Origin of the sequence: Pseudomonas sp. GD03858 (assembly GCF_029840925.1) — a bacterium.
Lineage (GTDB): Bacteria > Pseudomonadota > Gammaproteobacteria > Pseudomonadales > Pseudomonadaceae > Aquipseudomonas.
Genome location: NZ_JAOCDM010000089.1, coordinates 1 through 24,090, shown reverse-complemented (window position 1 = coordinate 24,090; position 24,090 = coordinate 1). Strand labels below are relative to the sequence as shown.

General features: G+C 64.7%; 27 protein-coding genes and 1 pseudogene. 22 read left to right on the top strand and 6 right to left on the bottom strand.

What is annotated here, in order from left to right:
• Window positions 1-63: 63 nt before the first annotated feature.
• The 3 genes from N5D48_RS19650 to N5D48_RS19640 are packed head-to-tail and all read left to right on the top strand — an operon-like array spanning window position 64 to window position 1,891.
• Window positions 64-570: an MFS transporter gene (locus N5D48_RS19650; RefSeq protein ID WP_279887328.1), complete on the top strand. Its 507-nt coding sequence runs from the start codon at window positions 64-66 to the stop codon at window positions 568-570.
• Window positions 571-586: 16 nt separating this feature from the next.
• The gene (locus N5D48_RS19645; RefSeq protein ID WP_279887326.1) at window positions 587-1,360 is read left to right on the top strand and encodes a class II glutamine amidotransferase; all 774 of its coding nucleotides are present in this window, start codon (window positions 587-589) and stop codon (window positions 1,358-1,360) included.
• A gap of 9 nt (window positions 1,361-1,369) precedes the next feature.
• Entirely contained in the window at window positions 1,370-1,891 is a 522-nt protein-coding gene (locus tag N5D48_RS19640; RefSeq protein WP_279887323.1) for a DUF2937 family protein, read from the top strand.
• A gap of 43 nt (window positions 1,892-1,934) precedes the next feature.
• On the opposite strand, the gene N5D48_RS19635 is transcribed toward N5D48_RS19640, so the two are convergent.
• On the bottom strand, window positions 1,935-2,846 hold the full coding sequence (locus N5D48_RS19635) for a LysR family transcriptional regulator (RefSeq protein ID WP_279887321.1): 912 nt from the start codon (window positions 2,844-2,846) through the stop codon (window positions 1,935-1,937).
• 129 nt (window positions 2,847-2,975) lie between these two features.
• On the opposite strand from N5D48_RS19635, the gene N5D48_RS19630 reads away from it, so the two are divergent.
• The 4 genes from N5D48_RS19630 to N5D48_RS19615 are packed head-to-tail and all read left to right on the top strand — an operon-like array spanning window position 2,976 to window position 6,679.
• On the top strand, window positions 2,976-4,262 hold the full coding sequence (locus tag N5D48_RS19630; RefSeq protein WP_279887319.1) for an MFS transporter: 1,287 nt from the start codon (window positions 2,976-2,978) through the stop codon (window positions 4,260-4,262).
• A 10-nt stretch (window positions 4,263-4,272) separates the two neighbouring features.
• Window positions 4,273-5,052: a LamB/YcsF family protein gene (locus N5D48_RS19625; RefSeq protein WP_279887317.1), complete on the top strand. Its 780-nt coding sequence runs from the start codon at window positions 4,273-4,275 to the stop codon at window positions 5,050-5,052.
• Entirely contained in the window at window positions 5,049-5,744 is a 696-nt protein-coding gene (gene pxpB, locus N5D48_RS19620; RefSeq protein WP_279887315.1) for a 5-oxoprolinase subunit PxpB, read from the top strand. The genes N5D48_RS19625 and pxpB overlap by 4 nt, the downstream gene beginning before the upstream one ends.
• Complete coding sequence (locus tag N5D48_RS19615; protein ID WP_279887313.1) at window positions 5,741-6,679, top strand: biotin-dependent carboxyltransferase family protein; 939 nt, start codon at window positions 5,741-5,743, stop codon at window positions 6,677-6,679. The genes pxpB and N5D48_RS19615 overlap by 4 nt, the downstream gene beginning before the upstream one ends.
• Window positions 6,680-6,779: 100 nt before the next feature.
• Here the strand turns inward: N5D48_RS19615 and N5D48_RS19610 are convergent, their stop codons facing one another.
• On the bottom strand, window positions 6,780-7,958 hold the full coding sequence (locus tag N5D48_RS19610; protein WP_279887311.1) for a VWA domain-containing protein: 1,179 nt from the start codon (window positions 7,956-7,958) through the stop codon (window positions 6,780-6,782).
• A 13-nt stretch (window positions 7,959-7,971) separates the two neighbouring features.
• Window positions 7,972-8,817 (bottom strand): MoxR family ATPase, encoded by an 846-nt coding sequence (locus N5D48_RS19605; protein WP_279887309.1) that lies wholly within the window; start codon window positions 8,815-8,817, stop codon window positions 7,972-7,974.
• A 226-nt stretch (window positions 8,818-9,043) separates the two neighbouring features.
• On the opposite strand from N5D48_RS19605, the gene cysK reads away from it, so the two are divergent.
• From cysK to N5D48_RS19530, 15 genes are all read left to right on the top strand, one after another.
• Complete coding sequence (cysK, locus tag N5D48_RS19600) at window positions 9,044-10,018, top strand: cysteine synthase A (RefSeq protein ID WP_279887307.1); 975 nt, start codon at window positions 9,044-9,046, stop codon at window positions 10,016-10,018.
• A 157-nt stretch (window positions 10,019-10,175) separates the two neighbouring features.
• Window positions 10,176-11,111, top strand: coding sequence for an aspartyl/asparaginyl beta-hydroxylase domain-containing protein (locus tag N5D48_RS19595; protein ID WP_279887305.1), 936 nt, complete (start codon window positions 10,176-10,178; stop codon window positions 11,109-11,111).
• 14 nt (window positions 11,112-11,125) lie between these two features.
• Window positions 11,126-11,857: a type II secretion system protein GspK gene (locus tag N5D48_RS19590; protein ID WP_279887304.1), complete on the top strand. Its 732-nt coding sequence runs from the start codon at window positions 11,126-11,128 to the stop codon at window positions 11,855-11,857.
• 167 nt (window positions 11,858-12,024) lie between these two features.
• Entirely contained in the window at window positions 12,025-13,635 is a 1,611-nt protein-coding gene (locus N5D48_RS19585; protein WP_279887303.1) for an ATPase, T2SS/T4P/T4SS family, read from the top strand.
• On the top strand, window positions 13,635-14,825 hold the full coding sequence (locus N5D48_RS19580) for a type II secretion system F family protein (RefSeq protein WP_279887302.1): 1,191 nt from the start codon (window positions 13,635-13,637) through the stop codon (window positions 14,823-14,825). Before N5D48_RS19585 ends, N5D48_RS19580 begins: the two co-directional genes overlap by 1 nt.
• 16 nt (window positions 14,826-14,841) lie before the next feature.
• Window positions 14,842-15,252 carry a type II secretion system major pseudopilin GspG gene (gene gspG / locus N5D48_RS19575; protein WP_279887300.1) on the top strand — a complete coding sequence of 137 codons (411 nt, stop codon included), beginning with the start codon at window positions 14,842-14,844 and terminating at the stop codon, window positions 15,250-15,252.
• Window positions 15,253-15,693 carry a GspH/FimT family pseudopilin gene (locus N5D48_RS19570; protein ID WP_279887298.1) on the top strand — a complete coding sequence of 147 codons (441 nt, stop codon included), beginning with the start codon at window positions 15,253-15,255 and terminating at the stop codon, window positions 15,691-15,693.
• Window positions 15,690-16,064 carry a type II secretion system protein gene (locus N5D48_RS19565; RefSeq protein WP_279887296.1) on the top strand — a complete coding sequence of 125 codons (375 nt, stop codon included), beginning with the start codon at window positions 15,690-15,692 and terminating at the stop codon, window positions 16,062-16,064. Before N5D48_RS19570 ends, N5D48_RS19565 begins: the two co-directional genes overlap by 4 nt.
• Window positions 16,061-16,642, top strand: a complete 582-nt coding sequence (locus N5D48_RS19560; RefSeq protein ID WP_279887294.1) for a prepilin-type N-terminal cleavage/methylation domain-containing protein — start codon at window positions 16,061-16,063, stop codon at window positions 16,640-16,642. The genes N5D48_RS19565 and N5D48_RS19560 overlap by 4 nt, the downstream gene beginning before the upstream one ends.
• Window positions 16,639-17,643, top strand: a complete 1,005-nt coding sequence (locus tag N5D48_RS19555; protein ID WP_279887292.1) for a PilN domain-containing protein — start codon at window positions 16,639-16,641, stop codon at window positions 17,641-17,643. Before N5D48_RS19560 ends, N5D48_RS19555 begins: the two co-directional genes overlap by 4 nt.
• Window positions 17,640-18,233, top strand: coding sequence for a type II secretion system protein GspM (gene gspM / locus N5D48_RS19550; RefSeq protein ID WP_279887291.1), 594 nt, complete (start codon window positions 17,640-17,642; stop codon window positions 18,231-18,233). Before N5D48_RS19555 ends, gspM begins: the two co-directional genes overlap by 4 nt.
• Complete coding sequence (locus N5D48_RS19545; protein ID WP_279887290.1) at window positions 18,226-18,720, top strand: hypothetical protein; 495 nt, start codon at window positions 18,226-18,228, stop codon at window positions 18,718-18,720. Before gspM ends, N5D48_RS19545 begins: the two co-directional genes overlap by 8 nt.
• A 74-nt stretch (window positions 18,721-18,794) precedes the next feature.
• Window positions 18,795-20,957, top strand: coding sequence for a type II secretion system secretin GspD (gspD, locus tag N5D48_RS19540; RefSeq protein WP_279887330.1), 2,163 nt, complete (start codon window positions 18,795-18,797; stop codon window positions 20,955-20,957).
• 85 nt (window positions 20,958-21,042) lie between these two features.
• Window positions 21,043-21,207, top strand: a complete 165-nt coding sequence (locus N5D48_RS19535; RefSeq protein ID WP_279887289.1) for a hypothetical protein — start codon at window positions 21,043-21,045, stop codon at window positions 21,205-21,207.
• 115 nt (window positions 21,208-21,322) lie between these two features.
• A complete protein-coding gene (locus tag N5D48_RS19530; protein WP_279887288.1) occupies window positions 21,323-22,210 on the top strand; it encodes a DMT family transporter in 888 nt (295 codons plus the stop codon).
• A gap of 445 nt (window positions 22,211-22,655) precedes the next feature.
• Here the strand turns inward: N5D48_RS19530 and N5D48_RS19525 are convergent, their stop codons facing one another.
• The 3 genes and pseudogenes from N5D48_RS19525 to N5D48_RS19515 all read right to left on the bottom strand — a co-directional run.
• Entirely contained in the window at window positions 22,656-23,051 is a 396-nt protein-coding gene (locus N5D48_RS19525) for a hypothetical protein (protein ID WP_279887286.1), read from the bottom strand.
• A 163-nt stretch (window positions 23,052-23,214) separates the two neighbouring features.
• Window positions 23,215-23,661, bottom strand: a complete 447-nt coding sequence (locus tag N5D48_RS19520) for a hypothetical protein (RefSeq protein WP_279887284.1) — start codon at window positions 23,659-23,661, stop codon at window positions 23,215-23,217.
• Window positions 23,637-24,090: pseudogene (locus tag N5D48_RS19515) on the bottom strand (hypothetical protein); the annotation flags it as partial. The pseudogene N5D48_RS19515 and the gene N5D48_RS19520, both read right to left, overlap by 25 nt.

The window sequence follows — 24,090 nt, the reverse complement described above, 5'->3', positions numbered from 1 at the left end:
GGGCGCCTATGCGCTTAAAAGTGTTTATCATAGGCGTCTCTTTGCCTGGCTTGCACGAACACCATGACCGAACACGACTATACGCTGGCCTGGGGCCTGTACGCCGTTGCCGCCCTGGGCTGCCTGCTGGTGGGTTTCAAGCTGACCGGCTGGATGTGGCGCTGGCTGCGCGAGCCTTTGCGGGTGATCCTCGCCGTGCTGCTGTTCGCGCCGACCATCGTCGATCCGGTCAAGGAAAGTTTCGCGCCGGCCATCGCCATCACCGCGCTGGACGTGGCCTTCAAGGTCGGCAACAACGCCTGGCGGGCCGCTTCGGATCTTGCCATGTACGGCATGATCGCCTTTGCCCTGTACATCGTCTTCGTGCTGATCCGCTGGCCGTTGGAAAAGCGTGCCCGTGAGCGCCGTGAGCAACGTGAGGCGGCTGCCCAGCGCGAGGCGCGGGAGGACGAGGCGATGGTCGAGGCGCCGCTGGCCGCCAACCGTCAGGACCGCTACCGCGACGACCCGCAGCCCACTTCCGCGCGCCGTGCCGACCCTGGTCAGGGCCGCGTCGAACCTCGTCTGTAAGCCAGGAGCCGCGAGCATGTGCGAACTGCTGGGCATGAGCGCCAACGTCCCCACCGATATCGTCTTCAGCTTCACCGGCCTGATGCAGCGCGGTGGACGGACCGGCCCGCACCGCGATGGCTGGGGCATCGGTTTCTACGAAGGGCGCGGCCTGCGCCTGTTCCAGGACCCGGCGGCGAGCAGCGAGTCGGAAGTGGCCAACCTGGTGCAGCGCTACCCGATCAAGAGCGAAGTGGTCATCGGCCATATCCGCCAGGCCAACGTCGGCAAGGTCTGCCTGTCCAACACCCACCCGTTCGTGCGCGAGCTGTGGGGTCGCAACTGGTGCTTCGCGCACAACGGCCAGCTGGGTGACTTCAGTGGCCAGCGCACGTTCTATCGTCCGATTGGCGACACCGACAGCGAGGCGGCCTTCTGCGACCTGCTCAACCGTGTGCGCGACGCTTTCCCGGAGCCGGTCGAGGCGGAGCAGTTGCTGCCGGTGCTGGTCGAGGCCTGCAGCGGTTACCGCGGCAAGGGCGTGTTCAACTGCCTGCTCAGCGACGGCGACTGGCTGTTCTGCTTCTGCTCGACCAAACTGGTGCACATCACCCGTCGTGCGCCGTTCGGCGCGGCACGGTTGAAGGACGTCGACCTGATCGTCGACTTCCACACGCAAACCACGCCCAACGACGTGGTCACGGTGATCGCCACCGAGGCCCTGACCGAGAACGAGACCTGGAACCGCTACGAGCCGGGTCAATGGGCGCTGTGGCGCCACGGTGAATGCGTCGCCCACGGGCAAAGCTAAGGACGCGGCATGTTCAGAAGTTACCTGCGGTTGCTGTTGTTCACCTGCGGCCTGTTGGCGGGTATCCAGGTGCCGGGGCTGGTCAAGGACTACGGCCAGCGGGTCGAGGCGCACCTGCTCGAGTCGCGCCAGGCGCTCGACGGCTTCCGCCAGACCGCGCAACGCTTTTTCAACGGTGACCTTCAGGCGTTGGTACGCCACTACCGTACCAGCGACGACCCGGTGTTCAACAGCGATGCCAACAGCATCGAGAGCCTGCTGATCCGCAATCAGTTGCTCGAGCATGAATGGCAGGCCTTGCAAGGCTCGTGGGTCAGCCGCACCTGGCATGTGCTGGTGCAGCCGGAGCCGGCCCTGCGCGAGGAAACGCTCAAGGGCTACAGCTATCAGATCCTGCTGGTTCCCGAGGCGATCGGCTGGGGGATCGGCGCCGGTTTCGTGCTGGCGTTCGTGGTCGAGAGCCTGTTGCTGGTGATTGGCTGGGTGATTCTCGGTGGGCGGCGCAAGGCGGTGAAAGAGAGCTGGCGCTGACGCCGTCTGTCCGCGAGAGGGCCGCTATTGCCCCTGATGCTGGTCAGACCAATACGATCCGCTGCCCGCCCACATCCCGCGCATAGCGCTCCAGCACCTGGCGGCAAACCTCCACCACCTCGTCCACCAATGTCACCCCGGTCTGCCAGGCCACCACCAGTTCCAGGCTCGGTGGCGGTTGCAGGCCTTCGAGCAGCACCAGTTCGCCTCGACCCAACTCGCCATCCACCAGCGCCGGCGGCAGCGCGCCGATGCCGAAGCCGTCGCGCAGCAGCCGGGTGATCGCCGCCACCGAGTTCACGCAGTTCAGGCGCGGCGCTTCGACCCCGGCGGCCTGCAGCAGGCTGAGCACTTCCTGGTGCGGGCGCGAGTTCTTCGAGAAGGTGACGATTCGCTCGCGTGCCAGCTCCGCCAGCGAGGCATAGTCGCGGTGGTGTGGCGAGCCGGCTGCGACGATCCAGCCCATGGGATAGCGCGCCAGGTCGTGGCTGCGGATCGAGGGTTCGCGCAACAGGTCGGTCTGCAGGATCACGTCGAGAAAGCCCTTGTGCAGCTGTTCGCGCAGGTTCAGCGCGGTATCGGCCACCAGCTCTATCTCCACTTGCGGGTAGCGCTCGCCCAGCTCCGCCACCAGCGCGCTCATCCAGGTGTGGATGACGGTGTCCATCACCCCCAGGCGAATGCGCCCGGTCTTGGCCCTGTCGCTGTCCAGCGACCGTTTCATGGCCTTGGCGGTCTCGAGCATGCGCTCGGCGTACTCCAGCACCTTGCTGCCCTCTGGTGTCAGGCTGACACCGCGCGAGTCGCGCAGCAGCAGTTTCACCCCCAGATCGGCCTCCAGCGCGGCGATACGGCTGGAGACCGAGGCCTGGGTGGTGAACAGCTTCTCGGCGGTGAGGCGGAAGCTCTTGAGCCGGGCGACCCAGACGAAGGTTTCGAGAAAGCGAAGGTTCATGATCAGTTTTTCTTGTTCCAGACCGGAGGTTTTTCTCGTTGGACGCACGGTGCGCGGCCTCTGAACATGACGCACAGGCCGCGACGCCCGACGTCGCCCGTAAAACAATACCAACAAGCCGAGGCAACCATGAACCCGACCGGCGTGCAGCAGCAGGCCCCCGCTCGATCCTCGAGCGGTCCCTTCGCCTGGTACCGCGACATCGATTCCCAGCAACGACGCACCTTCTGGAGCTGCAAGATCGGCTACGGCCTGGACGGCATGGACACCCAGATGCTGAGCTTCGTCATCCCCACCCTGATCCTGATCTGGGGCATCTCCACCGCCGAGGCCGGGCTGATCCATACCAGCACCTTGATCGCCTCGGCCCTGGGCGGCTGGATCGCCGGTATTCTCTCCGACCGTATCGGTCGGGTGCGCACCTTGCAGCTGACGGTGCTGTGGTTCGCGTTCTTCACCTTCCTCTGCGGCTTCGCCCAGAGCTACGAGCAGTTGCTGATCGCACGGACCTTGATGGGCTTCGGTTTCGGCGGCGAATGGACCGCCGGCGCGGTCCTCATCGGCGAGGTGATCCGCGCCCAGGACCGTGGCAAGGCCGTGGGCATGGTGCAGTCGGGCTGGGCCATCGGCTGGGGTCTGACGGCGATCCTCTATGCCCTGCTGTTCTCCTGGCTGCCGGCCGAGCAGGCCTGGCGCGCGCTGTTCCTGCTGGGCCTGCTGCCGGCGATCTTCGTCATCTTCGTGCGCCGCCTGGTCAAGGACCCGGAGGTCTATCGCCAAGCCAAGGCGCAGGAGCAGCCCGAGGCGCCGTCGCACTTCTACGAGATCTTCGCCCCCGGCATGCTCTGGACCACGATTCGTGCCTCGCTGCTGACCACCGGCGCCCTGGGCGGCTACTACGCCATCACCTCGTGGCTGCCGACCTTCCTCAAGAACGAGCGCGGCCTCAGTGTGCTCGGCACCGGTGGCTACCTGGCCATGGTGATCGTCGGCTCCTACATCGGCTATGTGGTCAGCGCCTACCTCTGCGACCTGCTGGGGCGGCGCAAGAACTTCATCCTGTTCGCCGTGGGTTCGTTCGTCATCGTCCTGCTCTACACGCAGATGCCGGTCAGCGATGGCGTGATGCTGTGGCTGGGCTTCCCGCTGGGCTTTTTCGCCTCGGGCATCTTCAGCGGCATGGGGTCGTTCCTCACCGAGCTGTTCCCCACCCGCATCCGTGGTTCGGGCCAGGGCTTCTGCTACAACATCGGCAAGGTCGTCGCGGCGCTGTTCCCGCTGCTGATCGGCCTGCTGGGCGAAAAGATACCGCTGGGGCTGGGCATTGGCGCGTTCGCCGCGGTGTCCTATGGCGTGGTGATCCTGGCGGCCCTGAGCCTGCCGGAAACTCGCGGCAAACAGCTCCAGGCGCGCTAAGGTAGGCAGCATGAACATCGAGACGGAGGTTCGCCAGGTGAAACGCCTGCTACTCAATTGCGACATGGGCGAGAGCTTCGGCAACTGGCGCATGGGCCAGGATGCCAAGGTCATGCCTTTCATCGACTGTGCCAACATCGCCTGTGGCTACCACGCCGGCGACCCAGGCACCATGCGCCGTACCGTGGCCCTGGCGCTGGAGCACCGGGTGGCCATCGGCGCGCATCCGGCCTATCCGGACCTGATGGGTTTTGGTCGTCGTTCCATGGCCTGCAGCAGCGAAGAGATCCGTGACCTGCTGCATTACCAGATCGGCGCCCTGGATGGCATCTGCAAGGTGCTCGGCGGCCGCGTCGCCTACGTCAAGCCCCATGGCGCGCTGTACAACGACATGATGGCCAACCCGGACATCCTGCGTACCGTGCTCGAGGCCGTGGCGGCCTTCGACGCCGACCTGCCGTTGATGCTCATGGCCACCGCCGACGACAGTGCTGCCCAGGCGCTGGGTGACGAGATTGGCGTGCCGCTGTGGTTCGAGGCTTTCGCCGACCGTGGCTACACCGCCAGCGGGCACCTGATGTCGCGCCGTTTGCCCAACGCGGTGCATCACGATCCGGCGCTGGTGGTCGAGCAGGCCCTGCGCCTGGCCAAGGGCGAGGCGCTGGTGGCCGACGACGGCAGCGAGGTGCGGCTGAACGCCAGTACCTTGTGCGTGCACGGTGACAACGACGGCTCGGTGGCCGCCGTGCGCCAGATCCGCCAGGCCCTCGATGCATTGGAGCAAGCATGACGCCACGTATCGAGGTCGTGGCCATCGACAGCCTGATGGTGCGTCTGTTCGACGCCATCGACGAAGGCAACATGCCGTGGATCCTTGCCGCCAGCCAGCGCCTGCGGGCGGTGTTCGGTGACAGCCTGGTCGACCTGGTGCCGTCCTATACCACGCTGATGGTGCAGTTCGAGCTGGCGCCGGGCGAGGCGCGCCAGCGCATCCTGCAGGCCTTCGAGGGCTTGCGGCCGGATGCCGGCAATGCCGGGCGGCGGCACGAGATTCCGGTCTGGTATCACGCCAGTGTCGGCCCGGAGCTGCCGCTACTGGCGGCGCGCAGCGGGTTGAGCGAGGCCGAGGTGGTCAGCTTGCACAGTGGGCGCGACTATCCGGTCTTCGCCCTGGGCTTCGCGCCCGGTTTCGGTTTTATGGGGCTGGTCGACGAGCGTCTGGCGACGCCACGCCTGAGTACCCCGCGCAAGCGCGTGGCGGCGGGCAGCGTCGGCATTGCCGAGCGCCAGACCGCCGCGTATCCGGCGGTATCGCCGGGCGGCTGGAACCTTATCGGCCGCACGCCGGTGCGTCTGTTCAACCGCGAGCGCGACGGCTACAGCCTGTTGCAGCCAGGAGATCGCGTGCGCTTCGTGGCCGTCGGTCACGCAGAATTCATCAGTCTGGGCGGTGACGACAGCCCGTTGGAGGCCCAGGCATGAGCCGCTTGAGAATCGAAGCCAGCACGCCGCTGTGCCTGTTGCAGGATGCCGGGCGCTTCGGCGTCAGGCACCTGGGCGTGACCCAGGGTGGCGCGCTGGACTGGGTGGCCATGCGCTGGGCCAATTGGCTGCTGGGCAATGCCCTGGACAGCGCGGTGGTGGAGGTTGCGCTTGGTGGCTTTAGCGTGGTTGCCGAGCAGGATTGCGTGCTGGCGCTGGGCGGGGCCGACCTGGATGCGCAGGTCGACGGGCAGGCCGTGGCGCCCTGGACCTGCTTCAACCTGGGCAAGGACCAGCGCCTGACGCTGCGTCAGCCTCGCCAAGGGGTACGTGCTTATCTGGCGGTGCCAGGCGGGTTAGTGGGCGAGTCGGTGCTGGGAAGTTGTGCCACGGTGGTGCGGGAAGAGCTGGGCGGGATAGACGGCCAGGGGCGGGCGTTGGTGAAAGGGGAGGTGCTGCATGCTGCCGGAGCCATCGCGGGGCAAGTCGGGGCGTCGAACCGCCGCTCCCACGTGCCCGAAGCGCTGAGGCCGGTGTATGCCGAGAAACCGGTATTGGATCTGGTGATGGGCGCGCAGATCGCTGACTTCGGCGGCACCAGCCTGTTCGAGGCGTTCAATCGTGACTGGACGCTGGACAGTCGTGCCGACCGCATGGGCATTCGCCTGCTCGGGCCACAACTGGTCTACCAGGGCGCACCGATGATCTCCGAGGGGATCCCGCTCGGTGCCGTTCAGGTGCCACCGGACGGGCAGCCGATCGTGTTGCTCAATGACCGGCAGACCATTGGCGGTTATCCACGACTGGGGGCGTTGACGCCATTGGCGTTGGCGCAATTGGCGCAGTGCATGCCAGGGGCCGCGGTGCGGTTTCGGGCGGTGGTGCAGGATCAGGCGTGGCGTGAGCAGCAGGCTTACCTGAAACGATGGGCATGAAGGCTTCGGCCCTGTCGCGGGGCAGGCCCGCCCCCACGAAGGCCAGAGGTGTGGCGTGGGAGCGGGCTTGCCCCGCGATAGGGGCGGCCCTGAAAAAGCATCACTTGGACAGGTAACGCATCCCGTCTTCCAAGCCCTGCAAAGTCAGTGGAAACATCCTGTCCTCGATCAGGTCGCGCACCAGGTGGGTCGAGGCGGTGTAGTCCCAGGCCTGTTTCGGGTACGGGTTGATCCAGATGATCTTCCTGAACTTCTCCATGAAGCGCTGCATCCACACATACCCAGCTTCTTCGTTCCAGTGCTCGACGCTGCCGCCGGGCTGGGTGATCTCGTAGGGCGCCATGGCCGCGTCGCCGACGAACACCACCTTGTAGTCGTCGCCGTACTTGTGCAGCAGGTCGAAGGTGGAGAAGCGCTCTGAGGTACGACGCAAGTTGTTCTTCCACACCGACTCGTAGATGAAGTTGTGGAAGTAGTAGTACTCCAGGTGCTTGAACTCGGTCTTGCAGGCCGAGAACAGCTCCTCGCACACCTTCACATGGGCGTCCATCGAACCGCCGATGTCGAACAGCAACAGCAGCTTCACCGTGTTGCGCCGCTCGGGGCGCATCTGGATGTTCAAGAGGCCTGCGTCGCGGGCGGTATGGTCGATGGTGCCATCGATGTCCAGCTCCTCGGCGGCGCCTTCGCGGGCGAACTTGCGCAGGCGGCGCAGGGCCAGCTTGATGTTGCGCGTGCCCAGCTCGACCTGGTCGTCGAGGTTCTTGTACTCGCGCTGGTCCCAGACCTTCACCGCCTTGCCCTGTCGCTTGCCGGCCTCGCCGACGCGGATGCCCTCGGGGTTGAAACCGCCCGAGCCGAACGGGCTGGTGCCACCGGTGCCGATCCACTTGTTGCCGCCGGCGTGGCGTTCCTTCTGTTCTTCCAGGCGTTTCTTGAATTCCTCGATCAGCTTGTCCAGGCCGCCCAGGGACTGGATCTGCGCCCGTTCCTCATCGCTGAGCGAACGCTCGAACTCCTTGCGCAGCCATTCGTCGGGGATCAGTGCCTCGATATGTCGGTCGAGATTTTCCAGCCCCTTGAAATAGGCGGCGAACGCGCGGTCGAACTTGTCGAAGTGGCGTTCGTCCTTCACCAGGATGGCGCGGGCCAGGTAGTAGAACGCGTCCATGTCGGCGAATACCACGCCCTTCTGCAGGGCATGGTGCAGATCGAGCAGCTCGCGCACCGACACCGGCACCTTGGCCGCGCGCATTTCATTGAACAGGTTGAGCAGCATGGCCCGGCTCCTGTCAGCGGTTGCCGCGCCGGCTCATGAAGGCCAGGCGCTCGAGCAGCTGCACGTCCTGCTCGTTCTTGACCAGGGCCCCGGCCAGCGGCGGGATGGCCTTGGTCGGGTCGCGTTCGCGCAGCACCGCCTCGCCGATGTTGTCGGCCATCAGCAGCTTGAGCCAGTCGACCAGTTCGGAGGTGGAGGGCTTCTTCTTCAGGCCTGGCACCTTGCGCACGTCGAAGAACACGTCCAGTGCCTCGCTGACCAGCGACTGGCTGATGTTCGGGTAATGCACGTCGACGATCTGTTGCAGCGTCTGGCGGTCGGGGAAGGCGATGTAGTGGAAGAAGCAGCGACGCAGGAAGGCATCCGGCAGCTCCTTTTCGTTGTTGGAGGTGATGATGATGATCGGGCGCTGTTTCGCCTTGATGGTCTCGTCGATCTCGTAGACGTAGAACTCCATCTTGTCGAGTTCCTGCAACAGGTCGTTGGGGAACTCGATGTCGGCCTTGTCGATCTCGTCGATCAGCAGGATCACCCGCTCGTCGGCCTCGAAGGCCTCCCACAGCTTGCCCTTCTTCAGGTAGTTGCGCACGTCGTGGACCTTGTCCACGCCCAGCTGCGAGTCGCGCAGGCGGCTGACCGCGTCGTACTCGTACAGGCCCTGGTGGGCCTTGGTGGTGGACTTGATGTGCCAGGTGATCAGGCGGGCGCCGAAGGAGGCGGCCAACTGCTCGGCGAGCATGGTCTTGCCGGTGCCCGGTTCGCCCTTGACCAGCAGCGGGCGCTCCAGGGTGATGGCCGCGTTGACCGCCAGCTTCAGGTCGTCTGTGGCGACGTAGTCGCGGGTGCCTTCGAACTTCATGAACCGATCCTCTGCACGGGTGTCAGCGAGGGCCCTTTCGCGGGCAACATCTGTTTGTGATTTGTCAGCGACTATAACCCCGCACCCGCCGCGTGCAAACGCAGACCGGGTATTCAGTCCCTGAATGGTCCGTCACCCTTGGCCTTGGAACGGGCTTTACGCTGTTCCAAGGCAGGCTTACCCTTTTAGGTCCACCCGCCAGTCCATGCATTAAAGGACCCTTGCCATGAGCCGTATCTACGCCGACAACGCACATTCCATCGGCAACACGCCGCTGGTGCAGATCAACCGCATCGCCCCGCGCGGGGTGACCATCCTGGCCAAGATCGAAGGGCGCAACCCGGGTTATTCGGTGAAGTGCCGGATCGGCGCGAACATGGTCTGGGACGCCGAGAGCAGCGGCAAGCTCAAGCCAGGCATGACCATCGTCGAGCCGACCTCGGGCAACACCGGCATCGGCCTGGCCTTCGTCGCCGCCGCCCGTGGCTACAAGCTGATCCTGACCATGCCAGCGTCGATGAGCCTGGAGCGGCGCAAGGTGCTCAAGGCCCTTGGCGCGGAGCTGGTGCTCACCGACCCGGCCAAGGGCATGAAAGGCGCCATCGAGAAGGCCAACGAGATCGTCGCCTCCGATCCCGCGCAGTATTTCCTGCCGGGGCAGTTCGACAACCCGGCCAACCCGGCGATCCACGAGAAGACCACCGGTCCGGAAATCTGGAACGATACCGATGGCGCGGTCGACGTGCTGGTGGCGGGCGTCGGCACCGGTGGCACCATCACCGGCGTGTCGCGCTACATCAAGCACACCCAGGGCAAGTCGATCCTGTCCGTGGCGGTGGAGCCGGTGAGCTCGCCGCTGATCAGCCAGACCCTGGCCGGCGAGGAGCTCAAGCCCAGCCCGCACAAGATCCAGGGCATCGGTGCCGGCTTCGTGCCGAAGAACCTCGACCTGTCGATCGTCGACCAGGTCGAGACGGTGACCGATGACGAGTCCAAGGCCATGGCCATTCGTCTGATGCAGGAGGAGGGCATCCTCTGTGGCATCTCCTGCGGCGCGGCGATGGCGGCGGCGGTGCGCCTGGCCGAGAAACCGGAGATGCAGGGCAAGACCATCGTGGTGATCCTGCCGGATTCGGGGGAGCGCTATCTGTCGAGCATGCTGTTCAGCGATCTGTTCAGCGAGCAGGAGAATCAGCAGTAAGCTGCAAGCTGCAAGCTGCAGGTCGAGGGCATGGCCGTATTGACGCGGATCAGCTTGGGGCTTGTCGCTTGCAGCTTCCGGCTTGCAGCTGCTCCTGATGGGTTTATCATGTCCGGCTATCCGGGGATGGCCTGATTTCCCCTCCAAGGAGTGTTGCATGACCTTTTCCTTCCTCGCCAAGGCGGGCGTCCTGCTGGTGTTCATCTCCAGCGTGCTGTTCGTGCACCTGCGCGGCAAGGCGCGCCTGCCGGTGCTGCGCCAGTTCGTCAACCATTCGGCGCTGTTCGCCCCTTACAACGCCCTGATGTACCTGTTCTCCGGCGTGCCCTCCAAACCGTACCTGGATCGCCAGCGCTTCCCCGAGCTGGACGTGCTCAAGGACAACTGGCAAGTGATCCGCGAAGAGGCCATGCGCCTGTTCGACGAGGGTTACATCCGCGCGGCGGAAAAAGACAACGATGCCGGCTTCGGTTCGTTCTTCAAGAAGGGCTGGAAGCGTTTCTACCTGAAGTGGTACGACAAGCCGCTGCCGTCGGCCGAAATGCTCTGCCCCAAGACCGTCGAGCTGGTCAGCAGCATTCCCAACGTCAAGGGCGCGATGTTCGCCTTGCTGCCCGGCGGCAGCCACCTGAACCCGCACCGCGACCCGTTCGCCGGCTCCCTGCGCTATCACCTGGGCCTGACCACGCCGAACTCGGACAACTGCCGCATCTACGTCGACGGCCAGCCCTACGCCTGGCGTGACGGTGAGGACGTGATGTTCGACGAGACCTACGTGCACTGGGTCAAGAACGAAACCGACGTCACCCGCGTAATCCTGTTCTGCGACGTCGAGCGCCCGCTCAACAGCCCGCTGATGACCCGTATCAACCGCAAGGTCAGTGCCTTCCTCGGCCGCGCCACCGCGCCGCAGAACACCGACGATGAGCGGGTCGGCGGCATCAACCAGGCCTATGCCTGGAGCAAGCGTTTCAGCAATGTCATCAGCACCCGGGTCAAGCAGTTCAAGCGCGCCAACCCCAAGGCCTACCGCGTGCTGCGGCCGGTGCTGGCGGTAGTGGTGGCCTACGCGCTGTATCGCTGGTTGTTCTGAGGCGCCTGGTCCCCATGCGCGGCAGGATGCCGCGCCATCAGCAAGGCCTGGCGCTGATCCTGGTCCTGTGGCTGTTGGCCGTGTTGGGCCTGGCGATGGCGGGCGTGGTATCCACGGTGCGCCAGGAGAACCGGCAAAGCCATGAGCTGCTGCAGCGCAGCAAGGCGTTGAGCGCCGCGCAAGGCGGCGTCGCCCTGGCCATTCATGGCGTGCTCAAGGATCCACTGGCGGCATCCTTCGATGGCCGGGTCGTCCAGGCCACGCTCGATGGAGTGGGGCTCTCGCTTTCGGTGCGCAGCGAACATGGCAAGCTCGACTTGAACTTCGCGCGTCTGGAGCATGTCGAGCGACTGTTTCGCCAGATGGGCGCCAGCCCGGCGAGCGCGCGGTCCTGGATCGAGCAGATGCAAAAGCAGCGGGACGCCGGCAAGCCTTTGCGCCATCTACCCGACCTGCTGAGCACCACCACGGTCGATCCGGAGCTTTACCGGCGCATGCTGCCCTACGTGACCTTGTGGGGGGGCGATGGCGTGCCCCAGGCCGCCTATGCCGACCCGGCGCTGATCGAAGCGCTGCGCTTGCCATCGACACAGGTCCTGGCCAACAACCCTGGTTCGGTGTTGAGCATCGAGGTCGTTGCCGTCACGCCGGACGGTGTCACGGCGACGCTGCGGACCACCGTGCAATTGACCCCGGAAGACTCCGAAGCCAGCGTGTTCCGTACACTGTGGTGGCAGGAAAGCTGAGGCCGGTGGTAGGCGAATGAAAGGCTAATTGTTATCATTCGTAACTTTGCGTTTCCATGTACCAGGAAACGAATGGATTGCAGAGTGATATGGACATCGTTTCTTCGGTTATTCAACACCTCGTGAGTGGCGGCGCCCTGGGTAGCGAAGGCCATGAACGTGTGGCCATGTTGCGTCGCGATCATGCCGATGCCGAACTCCCCGACCTTCTGTTGCGCGCGGGCTCGATCTCGGAGGCCCAGCTCGCGGGCGCCTGGGTGGATGTCCTGGGCTGGCCTCGCTTCGACGCCAGGGTACCCCCCGGCACCGACCTGCCGCTCATGCCGCTGCGCTTTCTCAGGCACCATGGCATCGTGCCGTGGCGGGTGGACGCACAAGGGCAGTTCGAGGTGCTGACCTGCCGCCCCGCCGATACCTATCCCATCAACGCTTTCGAATATGCCACCGGTTTCAAGGTGCGTGGGCTGATCGCGACGCAGGCCGAGGTCGAGCAGCAACTCGAGCTACGCTACGGGCAGGGTCGAGCGGCGCTGGGGTCGCTGCTCGATCAGGTCGACAGCGAAGGCGATACGCAGGATGTCGATCAGCTCAAGGACCTGGCCGCGGAGGCGCCGGTCATTCGCCTGGTCAACCTGATCCTGCAGCAGGCCATGGAGTCGCGCGCATCGGATGTTCATGTCGAACCGTTCGAAAACCGCCTCAACGTGCGCTATCGCATCGATGGCGTGCTGCGTGAGACCGAGTCCCCGCCGGTGCGTTCGGCGTCGGCGGTGATCTCCCGCATCAAGATCATGGCCAAGCTCGATATCGCCGAGCGCCGCTTGCCCCAGGACGGTCGAATCATGGTGCGCCTGCTGGGGCGCCAGCTCGACCTGCGGGTCTCGACCTTGCCGACCCGCTTCGGCGAATCGGTGGTGTTGCGCCTGCTCGATCGTGAAAACGTGGCGCTGGAGTTCGCCGACCTCGGTTTCAGCGGGCAGCGGCTGGAGCAACTGCTGGCGGTCCTGAACCGACCGCATGGCATCGTCCTGGTCACCGGGCCCACCGGTTCGGGAAAGACCACGACCCTGTATACCGCCCTGGCACGGCTCAATACCGCCGAGCGCAAGATCATCACCGTGGAGGACCCGGTCGAGTATCAACTCGATGGCGTCAACCAGTTGCAGGTAAAGCCTTCGATCGGCCTGGACTTCGCCAACGCCCTGCGCTCGATCGTGCGCCAGGATCCGGATGTGATCATGATCGGTGAAATCCGCGACCTGGAGACCTGCCGTATCGCCATCCAGTCAGCACTGACCGGACACCTGGTACTGTCCACGCTGCATACCAACAGTGCCTGTGCCAGCATCACCCGCCTGCTGGACATGGGGGCGGAAAGCTACCTGCTGGCCTCCACTGTCAATGCCGTGCTGGCCCAGCGTCTGGTGCGGCGGGTGGACCACGCGCAGTGCGAAGTCTTCGAAGCGCCCGAGGCGCTGATCCGCGAGCACCGCCTGGACCGCTTCACCGAACAGCGTCCGATCCGCCTGTACCGCCCCCGGCCAGACGCGGTCGAAGGCGGCTACCGAGGACGGGTGGTGATCAGCGAGCTGTTGCTGATGTCCGAGCGCATCCGCGCGTTGCTGATGGCGCGCGCCGACAGTGCGGCGCTGGAGCGGGTGGCACGGGAGGAGGGGCTGCGCACCCTGCACGAAGAAGGGCTGCGTCTGGCGGTGGCCGGGGTCACCAGCCTCGACGAGGTCCTGCGGGTGGCCCATGACGATGCTGGCGGTGAGTGATGGCCGAGTTTCGCTACGAAGCCATCGATCGCACGGGCGCACGCAGGCGGGGGCAGGTACAGGGCGACAGCCGCGAGCAGGCGATCAAGCATCTGCAGGGCGAAGGCTTGCTGATCGTCGAGCTACGCCCCGCGTCCCGCATGACCTTGCGGCGCAGCGGTGTGGACGCGCGGCAGATCGCCCATTTCACCGAGCAGTTGGCCACGTTGCTGGAGGCCGGGCAGCCGTTGGAAAGTGCCCTGGCCCTGCAGGCGCGCCAGACGGCCGAGCCTGCCGTGCAAGCCTTGTTCGAGCGATTGCTGGCCCAGGTCAAGGGCGGCGCCTCGCTGTCGGCGGCGATGGCGCGCGAGACCACGGTCTTCTCGGCCTTCTACCTGAGCATGGTCCGGGCAGGCGAAGCCAGCGGCACCCTGGCCGAGGCCATGGAGCAGTTGGCGGCCTACCTGGAGCGGGCGCGCAATCAGCGGACGGAGTTGATCAGCGCCTTGATCTATCCGGCGTTCCTGGTGATTGGCGTGCTCGGTTCGCTGGTGTTGTTGCTGACTTATGTCGTGCCGCAGTTCGTGCCGGTGTTCGCCGATCTGAACATTGCCTTGCCTGTGCTGACCCAGGCGATCCTCTGGCTGGGCGAGAGCCTTTCCCGTTGGGGGGCGTATCTGGCCGTGGCGCTGCTGTGCATCGGCTGGGGCATCGGCATGGCGTTGCGGGCCCCTGGGCGGCGCCTGGCGCTCGATGCCTGGGTGCTGAAGGTGCGTGGCCTGGGCGCCTTCGTCCAGGCCACGGAGACCGCGCGGCTGGCGCTGACCCTCGGCACCTTGCTCGACAAGCGTGTGTCGCTGCTGACCAGCATGGAGATCGCCAGCCAGGTCGCCAGCAATCGTGCCATGCGCGCCGCCATGCGGCAGGCCGCGCAGGATGCCCGCCAGGGCGAGGCGCTGGCCAGCGCGCTGGCGCGCACCGGCGTGTTCGCCGAGTTGACCATCCAGATGATCCGCGTGGGGGAGCAGTCCGGGCGCCTGAGCGACCTGCTGCTAAGGCTGGCGCGCATCTACGACAAGAGTACCCAGACCAGCATCAAGCGTTTCATGGCGGCGCTGGTGCCGACCCTGACGTTGGTCATGACCGTGCTGGTGGCTGTGATCATGTTGGCGATATTGATGCCACTGAGCAGCCTGACCAGCAGTATCTAGAGCGAAGAGAGGAAGCATGTTGAGCAGTCGTCGTAACCGGGGCTTTACCCTGCTGGAAATGCTCGCGGTGATCGTCCTGTTGGGGATCGTCGCGACCATCGTGGTACGCCAGGTCGGCGGCAACGTGGACAAGGGCAAGGTCGGTGCGGGCAAGGCACAGCTGGCCAGCCTGGGCATGAAGATCGAGAACTATGCCATGGACGTCGGCAGCCCGCCGCAGCGACTCGAGGATCTGCTCAGCAAGCCGGTCGACACGCCGGCCTGGCAGGGGCCTTACGCCAAGCAGAGCGATCTGCGCGATCCCTTCGGGCATGGGTTCGGCTACCAGAGTCCAGGTGAGCATGGCAGCTTCGACCTGGTGTTTTTCGGGCGCGATGGCAAGCCCGGCGGTGAAGGTGCCGATGCCGACCTCGGTAGTTGGCAGTAAGTGTTGCAGCAGCGTGGCTTCACCTTGTTCGAGCTATTGGCCGTGCTAGCCCTGGCGGCGATCGCCAGCGCGCTGCTGGCCGGCCCGCTGTCGCGCGGCCTGGCCAGCGCGCGCGAGCGCGAGGCCAGTGGCGAGTTGCTGCAGACCTTGCGTCAGGCGCGTGCGCAGGCACAGGCAAGGCAGCAGCCGGTGACGCTGCGTTTCGATCAGCGCGCGCGTTGCTACCAGGCGGACGGCGAGCGTCGTCGATGCCTGCCCGCCAACCTGCACTGGACGCTGCACACCGCGTCGCTGACGGTCGAGCAGGCGCCGATGATCCGTTTTCACCCGGATGGCAGCTCGACCGGTGGCCATATCTTGCTGGACTCGGCCGCCGGTCGACGGCGCATCGACATCGCCTGGCTGACCGGCCTGGCCAGCCTGGAGCCGGCGGCACCATGATCGTGTCCCCCCGTCAGCGCGGCTTTACCCTGCTGGAACTGCTTGGCGCCACGGCCTTGCTGGCGATCGGCAGTGCCGTGCTGGTCTCGGGGCTGGGCGATGCGATGCGTGGCTACGTCCGCGATGAAGTGAAAACGCGCATGGCGTTGACGGCCCGCTCCCTGCTGGACGAGAGCGCAGAGGTTGCCGTGCAGGTTGGGGACATGCGGGGAGTAAGCGACGGTATCGAATGGCACCTGGTATCCACCGTGCAGGAAAGCCTGCCGGGCCACGTCCTTTATCATCAGCGTTTGACCCTGCGCCTTGGCGATCGCGAAGAGCGCTTCTCGACCTTGCGCTTGCAGTCGCCGGGGCAGGCGGCCCAGCCATGAGACGTATGCAAGGCTTCACCCTGCTCGAAACCCTCGCCGCGATCAGCCTGCTGGGGTTGCTGATGCTGTTGGTGGCCGGCAGTTTCACCAGCAGCGGCAGGACATTGCAGCGCACCTCGGAGCAGGCGGCGCGTCTGGAGCAGCTGCGTGCCGCCCAGGGTTTCCTGCGGCGGGCGCTGCAGGAAATGCAGGCGTTTCGCCATTTCCATGGAGAGCCACGGCAGATGCAATTCCTCGCCCCGGTCCCGATTGGCATTGGCGGCCAGCTCAAGCGTCACCGATTGACCGTCGAGCAACAGGCAGTCGGTACCTGGGCCATGCGTGTGACGCTGCTCGATCGGGATGGCCGGCAACCCTGGGGTGACCCGCAGTTGCTGTTCGATCGGCTGCGCGAGGTGCGCTTCGCCTATCGCGGGCTGGACGAGATGCGCCGTGACACCGGCTGGCTGGAGCGCTGGCCGTGGCCAGAGCGTCTGCCCGCCCAGGTGCGCATCCAGGCCGATGCCGAGGGATCGGTGCGCTGGCCGACACTGAGCGTCAGCGTGCGAACCTCCGAACTGACAGGAATCGACCCATGAACATGTCACGGATAGCTGCCGTGGGCCTGAGTGGCGCGGCCGCGCGGTGGCGTCGCGCCGCGACGAACTTCATGCGCTGGTGGCGGGGCGAGTTGCTTGCCTGCCTGCCCGCGAACTGGCGCCATGCCTGGCTGGCGCGTGGGCGCGTCAACACCCTGTGCTGGCCGCTGGCCGACGGCGCGCCGTTGCCGAGCGGGCAGCCTGTGACCTTGCTGCTGGCTCCGCAGCTGGCGCTGGTCTGTGCGCTGCAATTGCCGCGTCAGCCGCGCCGGGTGCTGCGCAAGGTCATGGCCTACGAGCTGGATAAACTGACGCCCTACACGGCGCAGCAGGCTTGTTTCGACATCGTCGTCGGCGATGATGCGCAGCACCTGGTGCTGGTCGAGCGCTTGCGCCTGGAGGCCATCTTGCAGCGACTCGAGGCCGAAGGTGTGCAGGTGCTCAGGGTCGATGTGCAGGACGAGGCAGGTGCCGCGCGTGGCCTGGACCTGGTGCCGGACGGGTGTCACGCGCGAGCCGCCAGGCGCCAGCGGGCCTGGCGTGGTGGATTGCTGGCGGTGATCGCGATATTGCTGATCGCCTGCCAGCAGGCCTGGATCGATCACCGCGAACGGGCGCTGGAGCTGCGCCGGGAGCAGCTGGCCGAGTTGCGCACGCGGGCGTTGCAGGTCGATGGCATGCGCAAGCAGCTGCAGAGTCGCCAGGCGCTGGAGCGGGCCTTGCAGCTTCAGGCCGCGCAGCGTCTTTCCAGTGCCGCGATGCTCGACCTGCTGTCGCGCTGCTTGCCGCAGGACAGCTGGCTCGAACACCTGCAGCTGGCGGAAGACGGCAGCCTCTCGCTCAGCGGCGGCAGCCCACGGGCAAGCGCTCTGCCCGCCGTGCTCGGTGAGTGCGCGGGCCTGGGCAAGGTGACCTTCAAGGGCGGAATCCAGGCGGATGCCGAAACCGGCCTGGAGCATTTCACGCTCCAGGCACGACGCCCGGAGGGAGAGGACCGATGAGGATGCGTTTGAGTGGCAACGCCCGACGCGGCCTGGCGCTGGCCTTGCTGCTGCTGGCGCTGGCGAGCCTGTATGGATTGTTGTTGCAGCCATGGCTGCTGGCACCGTTGCAGCAGCAGAGCGAGGAAGAAACGGTGCTACTGGCGTCCTATCAGCGCTATTGGGCACTGGAAACCCAGCGTGCGGCCATCGAGGCACGCCTGGCCGCCGCCGACAATCATCCGCTGCCGGCCGACAGCCTGCTGGCCGGCACCACGCCCGAGGTGGCACAAGCCCAGATGATGCAGTTGCTGGTCGACCGCATGAGTGTGCAGCCCGACACCGGCCTGCCCTGCGAGATGCTTAACCGGGCGCCGCGCACGCCATCGCTTCAGGGCCAGTTGACGCAGTTGGTGGTCGACGTGCAGATGCGTTGCGGCATCGAAGCCTTGGCGGCGACGCTGTACCGATTCGAAAACGAGCCGCCGTACCTGTTGGTCGACGCGCTGGATATTCGCCGACAGGACGCCGGCGGCAGCCAAGGTTCACTGGCGGTTCGCCTGCAGATCAGGAGCTATCAGGGGCGGGGCGAGGGGCAAGGGCATGAATGAGATCCGCCGCCTCGTTCGGCAGAACGCGCCGCTGCTGGCGCTGGCCGCTCTGGTGTTCACCTGTTGGATGGCACTGCTGGCCAGCAGCCCCGCGCCTGAGTGGCCGCAGTCGCCCTTGCCCGCTACCGCGGCCCCTGTGGTACCGACGCCGGCCGAGGTACGTCCGTTGGTCGACCTGCAGACCTACTCGGGCATCTGGGAGGTGCCACTGTTCACGCCTGGGCGGCAGGCCGACGCCGGCAACGCCAGTCAGGTCGCGGCGCTGCCGCTGCCAGCCGACCTGGTGCTCACCGGGGTGATGGTGGCGCCACCGCTGCGCGTGGCATTCCTGCGCCAAGGCACGGGCGAGGCCATCGCCCTGCGCGAAGGCCAGGCACTGCCCGGTGGCTGGACGGTAGCCCATATCGAAGAGCAGCGTGTCGAGCTGGTCAACGGCGGCAGCCACCAGGCACTCGAAATCAGCAGCCCCCGGCTGCCGCTCAACTGAAATCGTCGATCGTTCAATCCAAGGGTCTGAATTTCGTGGTCAATCGTTTTACGCTCAGCTGCCTTGCCGCGCTCATGCTGCAGGGCTGCGCTCACCCCGCCCACCCGCCTCGCCAGGCCGATGACCTGCTGCGCGAGGGGTTGGCCGGCACCGGCGACCAGCGCCCGGCCAGCGAACGTCAGCCTGTGGTGGATTCCGCCCCGCCTGTGGGTGAAACCGTGCCGGCGGCGCCTCGCCAGCAGATCCTGCGGGGCAGCCAGGCGCTGGTCGGCAACGCCGCCGCGCGCCCGCCGAGCAAGCGCGTGGCCGGGGAGGGCCAGGTCAGCTTCAACTTCGCCAACCAGCCCATCGCGGCGGTGATCAACACCGTGCTGGGCGACCTGCTGCAGGAGGACTTCAGCATTGCCCAGGGCGTGACCGGGGAAGTGTCGTTCTCCACCGCCAAACCGGTGGACAAGGGGCAGGCGCTGGCGATCCTCGAGACCTTGCTGGCCTGGACCAACAACGCCTTGGTCCGCCAGGATGGGCGTTACTGGGTGGTGCCGGCCAATCTCGCCGTGGCGGGGCAGATGACGCCCCAACGGCGAGTGCCGGCACCCGGCAGTGGTCTGAGCGCCCGGCTGTTCACCCTCGATTACATCTCGGCCACGGAAATGGGCAAGCTGCTCAAGCCGTTCGCCCGTGAGAACGCGTTCCTGCTGGTGGATCCGGCACGCAACGCGCTGGTCCTGGCCGGCACGCCGGATGAGCTGGCCAATTACCAGGACACCATCGACACGTTCGACCTCAACTGGCTCAAGGGCATGTCCATCGGCGTCTACGGCCTGCAGCGGGCCAATGTGGCCGAGCTGATGCCCGAGCTGAACCAGCTGTTCGGTCCGCGCAGCGCCACGCCGCTGGCCGGCATGGTGCGCTTCCTGCCCATCGAGCGGACCAATGCCATCGTCGCGATTTCCGCGCAGCCCGAGTACCTCAGCGAAGTCGGGCGCTGGATCGATACCATCGACCAGGGCGGCGGTTACGAGCCGCAGATGTATGTGTACGACGTGCGCAACATGAAAGCCAGCGACCTGGCGCGTTACCTGCGCCAGATCTACGCCAGCGAACCTCAGGGCAATGGCAATGCCGGGCAGGTGGCGCCCGGCCTGCGAACCGTGACCCTGTCGTCCAGGCGCGGCATGGGCAGCGGCAGTGGCAGTCTGCCGATGGCCGCTTCCCAGGGGGGCATGGCAGGCTTTGGCGAGCTGTCCGGCAGTAACGAAGAGCAGGATCCCTTCGCCGATCAGGACGAGCAGACGCCCGCCATGGCGCACGGCGCCTCGGGGCAGGCTGACGTCCAGGTGCGCATCACGGCCCAGCGCGCCAGCAATCAGCTGCTGGTGCGCTGTCGTCCGGCCCAGTGGCAGGAGATCCAGGCGGCGATTCGGCGGTTGGACAACCCGCCCCTGCAGGTGCAGATCGAAACGCGCATCCTCGAGGTCGGGCTCGAGGATGGCCTGAGCCTGGGCGTGCAGTGGTACCTGGGCCGCCTGGCCGGCAACGCGACCACCAAGGGCATCGAGAACGTGTCCGGCAGCCAGGGGGCCATGGGCGGTGGCGGGGCTGCCTTGAAGGCCACCGATTCGCTGTTCTATTCGTTCGTCAGCAACAACCTGCAGGTGGCCCTGCATGCCCTCGAAAGCAGCGGCAACACACGTGTGCTGTCGGCGCCGTCGCTGGTGGTGATGAACAACCAGAATGCGCAGATCCAGGTGGGCGACAACATCCCCATCAACCAGACCTCGATCAACCTCGACAATACCGCGGTCACCAGCAGCAGCGTGCAGTACGTGCAGACGGGGGTGATCCTCGATGTGGTGCCGCGCATCAACCCAGGGGGCCTGGTGTACATGGACATCCAGCAGCAGGTCAGCGATGCCAGCAAGCTGCGCGACAAGAATGGCAATCCGAGCATCTCGACCCGCGCGGTCTCCACCCAGGTGGCGGTGCAGAGTGGCCAGACCGTGCTGTTGGGCGGGTTGATCAAGCACAACGAAGCCAACAACGAAAGCCGAGTGCCTTGGCTGGGACGGGTGCCGGGGCTGGGCTGGCTGTTCAGTGATCGCCAGCGCAGCCAGGCGCGCACCGAGCTGATCGTGCTGATCACGCCGCGGGTGGTCAACGACAGTGGCGCGGCACGCCAGGTGACGGATGAATATCGGCAGAAGCTGCAACTGATCCAGCCCGGCCAGGGCTGATCGCTGGCGGGGCGCCCCGGCATCGCTTGTAACAACCGATGTCGGGCGCTATAGTCCGAACCGTTCACTTCAAGAAGACCTGTTCATGCCAGCCATCCCTTCCACCACTGCTGACGTTCTCGCGCCTGTCGCGGGCGTTGTCGTGCGTGGCAGCCAGCAGCCGGCCATGATCAGTCACTATCCACCACCTGTCAGTGGCGTGGTAGGCGGCGTAGCTCCGCCCCCTCGCGCAGTCGTGGTGCTGGGCTGATCGGCCGCTGGCCGCAGCCTCAGCGCACGCGCAACGCACTGAACACGGTCGACTACCGCTGATTACGCGATAGCTGCGCCCGTACGGCTTTCCTTGCCTTTACAGGTGGCAATACATGTCTGTCCTTTCCAAAGCATCCGTGGCCTCGGCGGCCACCACCAGCCTGTTCGTCCTGCTGTGGAGCAGCGGGGCGATCGTCTCCAAACTCGGCCTGGCCCAGGCCAGCCCCTTCGCCTTCCTCCTGCTGCGTTCGGCGCTGGCCCTGGCCGGGCTGCTGCTGATCGGCCCGCTGCTGGGGTTGCGCTGGCCGCGCAGCCGCAGCGGCATCCTGCGTGCCCTGGGCACTGGTTGCGTGCTGCTGGGCGCCTACCAGATCTTCTACCTGCTGGCGTTGAACACCCACGTCACGCCCGGCGTCATGGCAACGGTCATGGGCGTGCAACCGATCCTCACCGTGGCGCTGATGGAGCGCCAGCGCTCCTGGAGTCGGTTGTTCGGCCTGGGCCTGGGGCTGGGCGGGCTGGTGATGGTGGTCTACCAGGGCATCAACCTGGGCGGGGTGTCGCTTGCCGGGATGCTGTTCGCCCTGCTGGCGCTGGCCAGCATGACCTGTGGCTCGATCCTGCAGAAGCGCATCAGCGACAACCCCATGGGCACGCTGCCGCTGCAGTACCTGGCCGGCTTCGTCCTGTGCGCGGTGTTCGCCCCGTTGCAGCCGTTGCATGTGCAATGGAACGCCAGCTTCGTCGGCGCGCTGCTGTGGATGGGGTTGGTGGTTTCGCTGCTGGCCACGCTGCTGCTGTACCGACTGATCGCCCGGGGCAACCTGGTCAACGTGACCAGCCTGTTCTACCTGGTGCCGGCGGTGACCGCAGTGATGGATTTCATCATTTTCGGCAATCGCCTGGCGCCGCTCAGCCTGCTGGGCATGGGGTTGATCGTGGTCGGGTTGCTGTTCGTGTTCCGCAAGCCGGCGGGCCGCCTGGCCACGGCGAGAGAGTGATGCTGCGGGTGTCATAGGACGCCAGCGAAACACGCCTTGAACCCTCCGTTGGAGGGTTCAAGGCGGATGGGCCTTGCTCGATAAATAGCTCCATCGTTCCGCGCTTTGCCGCTACCTCGCAATCATCGAACGGAACGCGCAAGAATTCGGCACTCTGCACGCAGTACCGACCATTGCGTAATTGCTGCCAAGGTACATAAGATTGGCTAATAAATAACAAACTGGAGGTGTATTTAAGTTTCGAGGCGAATCTTTGACATGGGGGCGGTATTCCGGCATGAGATTTTCCTGTCAAGTCTACCTCAAGCTTTACAGTCTCGGACCTGAGGGGGGCTCGTGCAGAGTTGCTGCTCATCGAAACCAACGCCGCAACATCTGGTGCAATGGGAATGACAGACACAAGCGCATCAAAATCAACGCCTACTCCATCAATGGCCGCGGATCCTTAGGTTTCGTGCAAGTGAGAGCCAATCGCGACGACGTAACTCCCGTAGGAGGGTTTTATTTCCAAAATGACTAGAGTGCCTTTCTGGAAGCGCTGGAATTCCGAACTTAAGAAGCCTGCAAGCTTCTTTTTTGATATCGGCTCATTTTCCTCTATGTCGTAAGCGAAGCTCAGCAATCGACGAAATAGGGGTTCGTCACATTGTCCCGTGCTGGCAGTAAACAGGCGGGCCTCATTGATGATGTTTCCTTCTTTGAAATCGCTGACTCGGAGTTTTTTCAGTCCTTCGAGTGTCAGTGTGCGTGTCCCTGTTGTGCCAAGTATTTCAAGTCTTAATTCGCTGTCATTCACTGCTATGCAAGTGAGTTGCTGGTCATGGAATTGGCTGGATAGCATCGGCTTCTCTTTTCAATGGGAGTGGGCTGTGCGCCGCTGGCAAACCATGGTTCTTATGTTTGGGTGAACTATGGTTAATGGCGCACATTTAACTCTGCCATACCTGTTGTAGGCAGTAAGCCCCCATTCCTCGTCTGACAGGATGCATCGTATCAGCGAGGGGTCATGTATCTTGAACTGGCATTGGACGCCAGTATAGTGTCGTCATGCGAGCTGCAAGAATTTCCGGACCGTCTAGAAAAGACTTGGCAACTAGGTTATAGCTTTTTTGAGTATCGCCTTCAATGCTCATGGCGTTTATGATTCCGTCAAAGTTTTCGTTTCGACCACGCATCTTGAACTCCGTGACGCCTCGCAAAAGCAATTGCACTGAAAAATTTTCAAGTGTTTGTCGTTGAAAGGTGATTCGCATGTTTTGGTCAGCTTGGGGGCCATCCGGCGGATACACAATGCACGCCTCTTCGTCGATGTGAGTTTCTCCCCAGCATTCATAAGTGATGACAATACTGTCAGCAAACCCGCCGAAGTGCTTCATCAAAGCGTCAATATCATCACTTGCGAGTAGCGGGAGCCAATTCTCTTGGGTCATTTGATCGGGCAGAAGGGGCATGGCGGACCTCGTCGTATTGAACCATCAGTTTTTTTATCCCAATTGTGCACATGATCTCCCAAAGGACGACCCTCGGTGTCAACATGGTTGCCGTGACTAAAATCGTAATCGACTTCAGCTTTTCCGTCAGCACCATATCGTCTGCCATCGCTATAGGATCCGTCGGCACGTTTGCCAGGCCAGTAGTCGCTATTCGGTTCTCCCTTGAAGGGGCGAGACTCTTTCTCGCTTTCTTTTCCACCTTGGCTTTCCGGCGCTTTCTCATTATGAACGCTACCGTTCTGCCACTGCGCTGAATGACCGATATCTGCGCCGGGAAATGCCAACGGTCCAATGCTGACATCACCCTGGGACTGCTGGCTAAAGCCGTTCATCGCCGAGCTGATCGTCAGGGCCGTCGACAATGCGGCTAGCGCATACACGGCCATC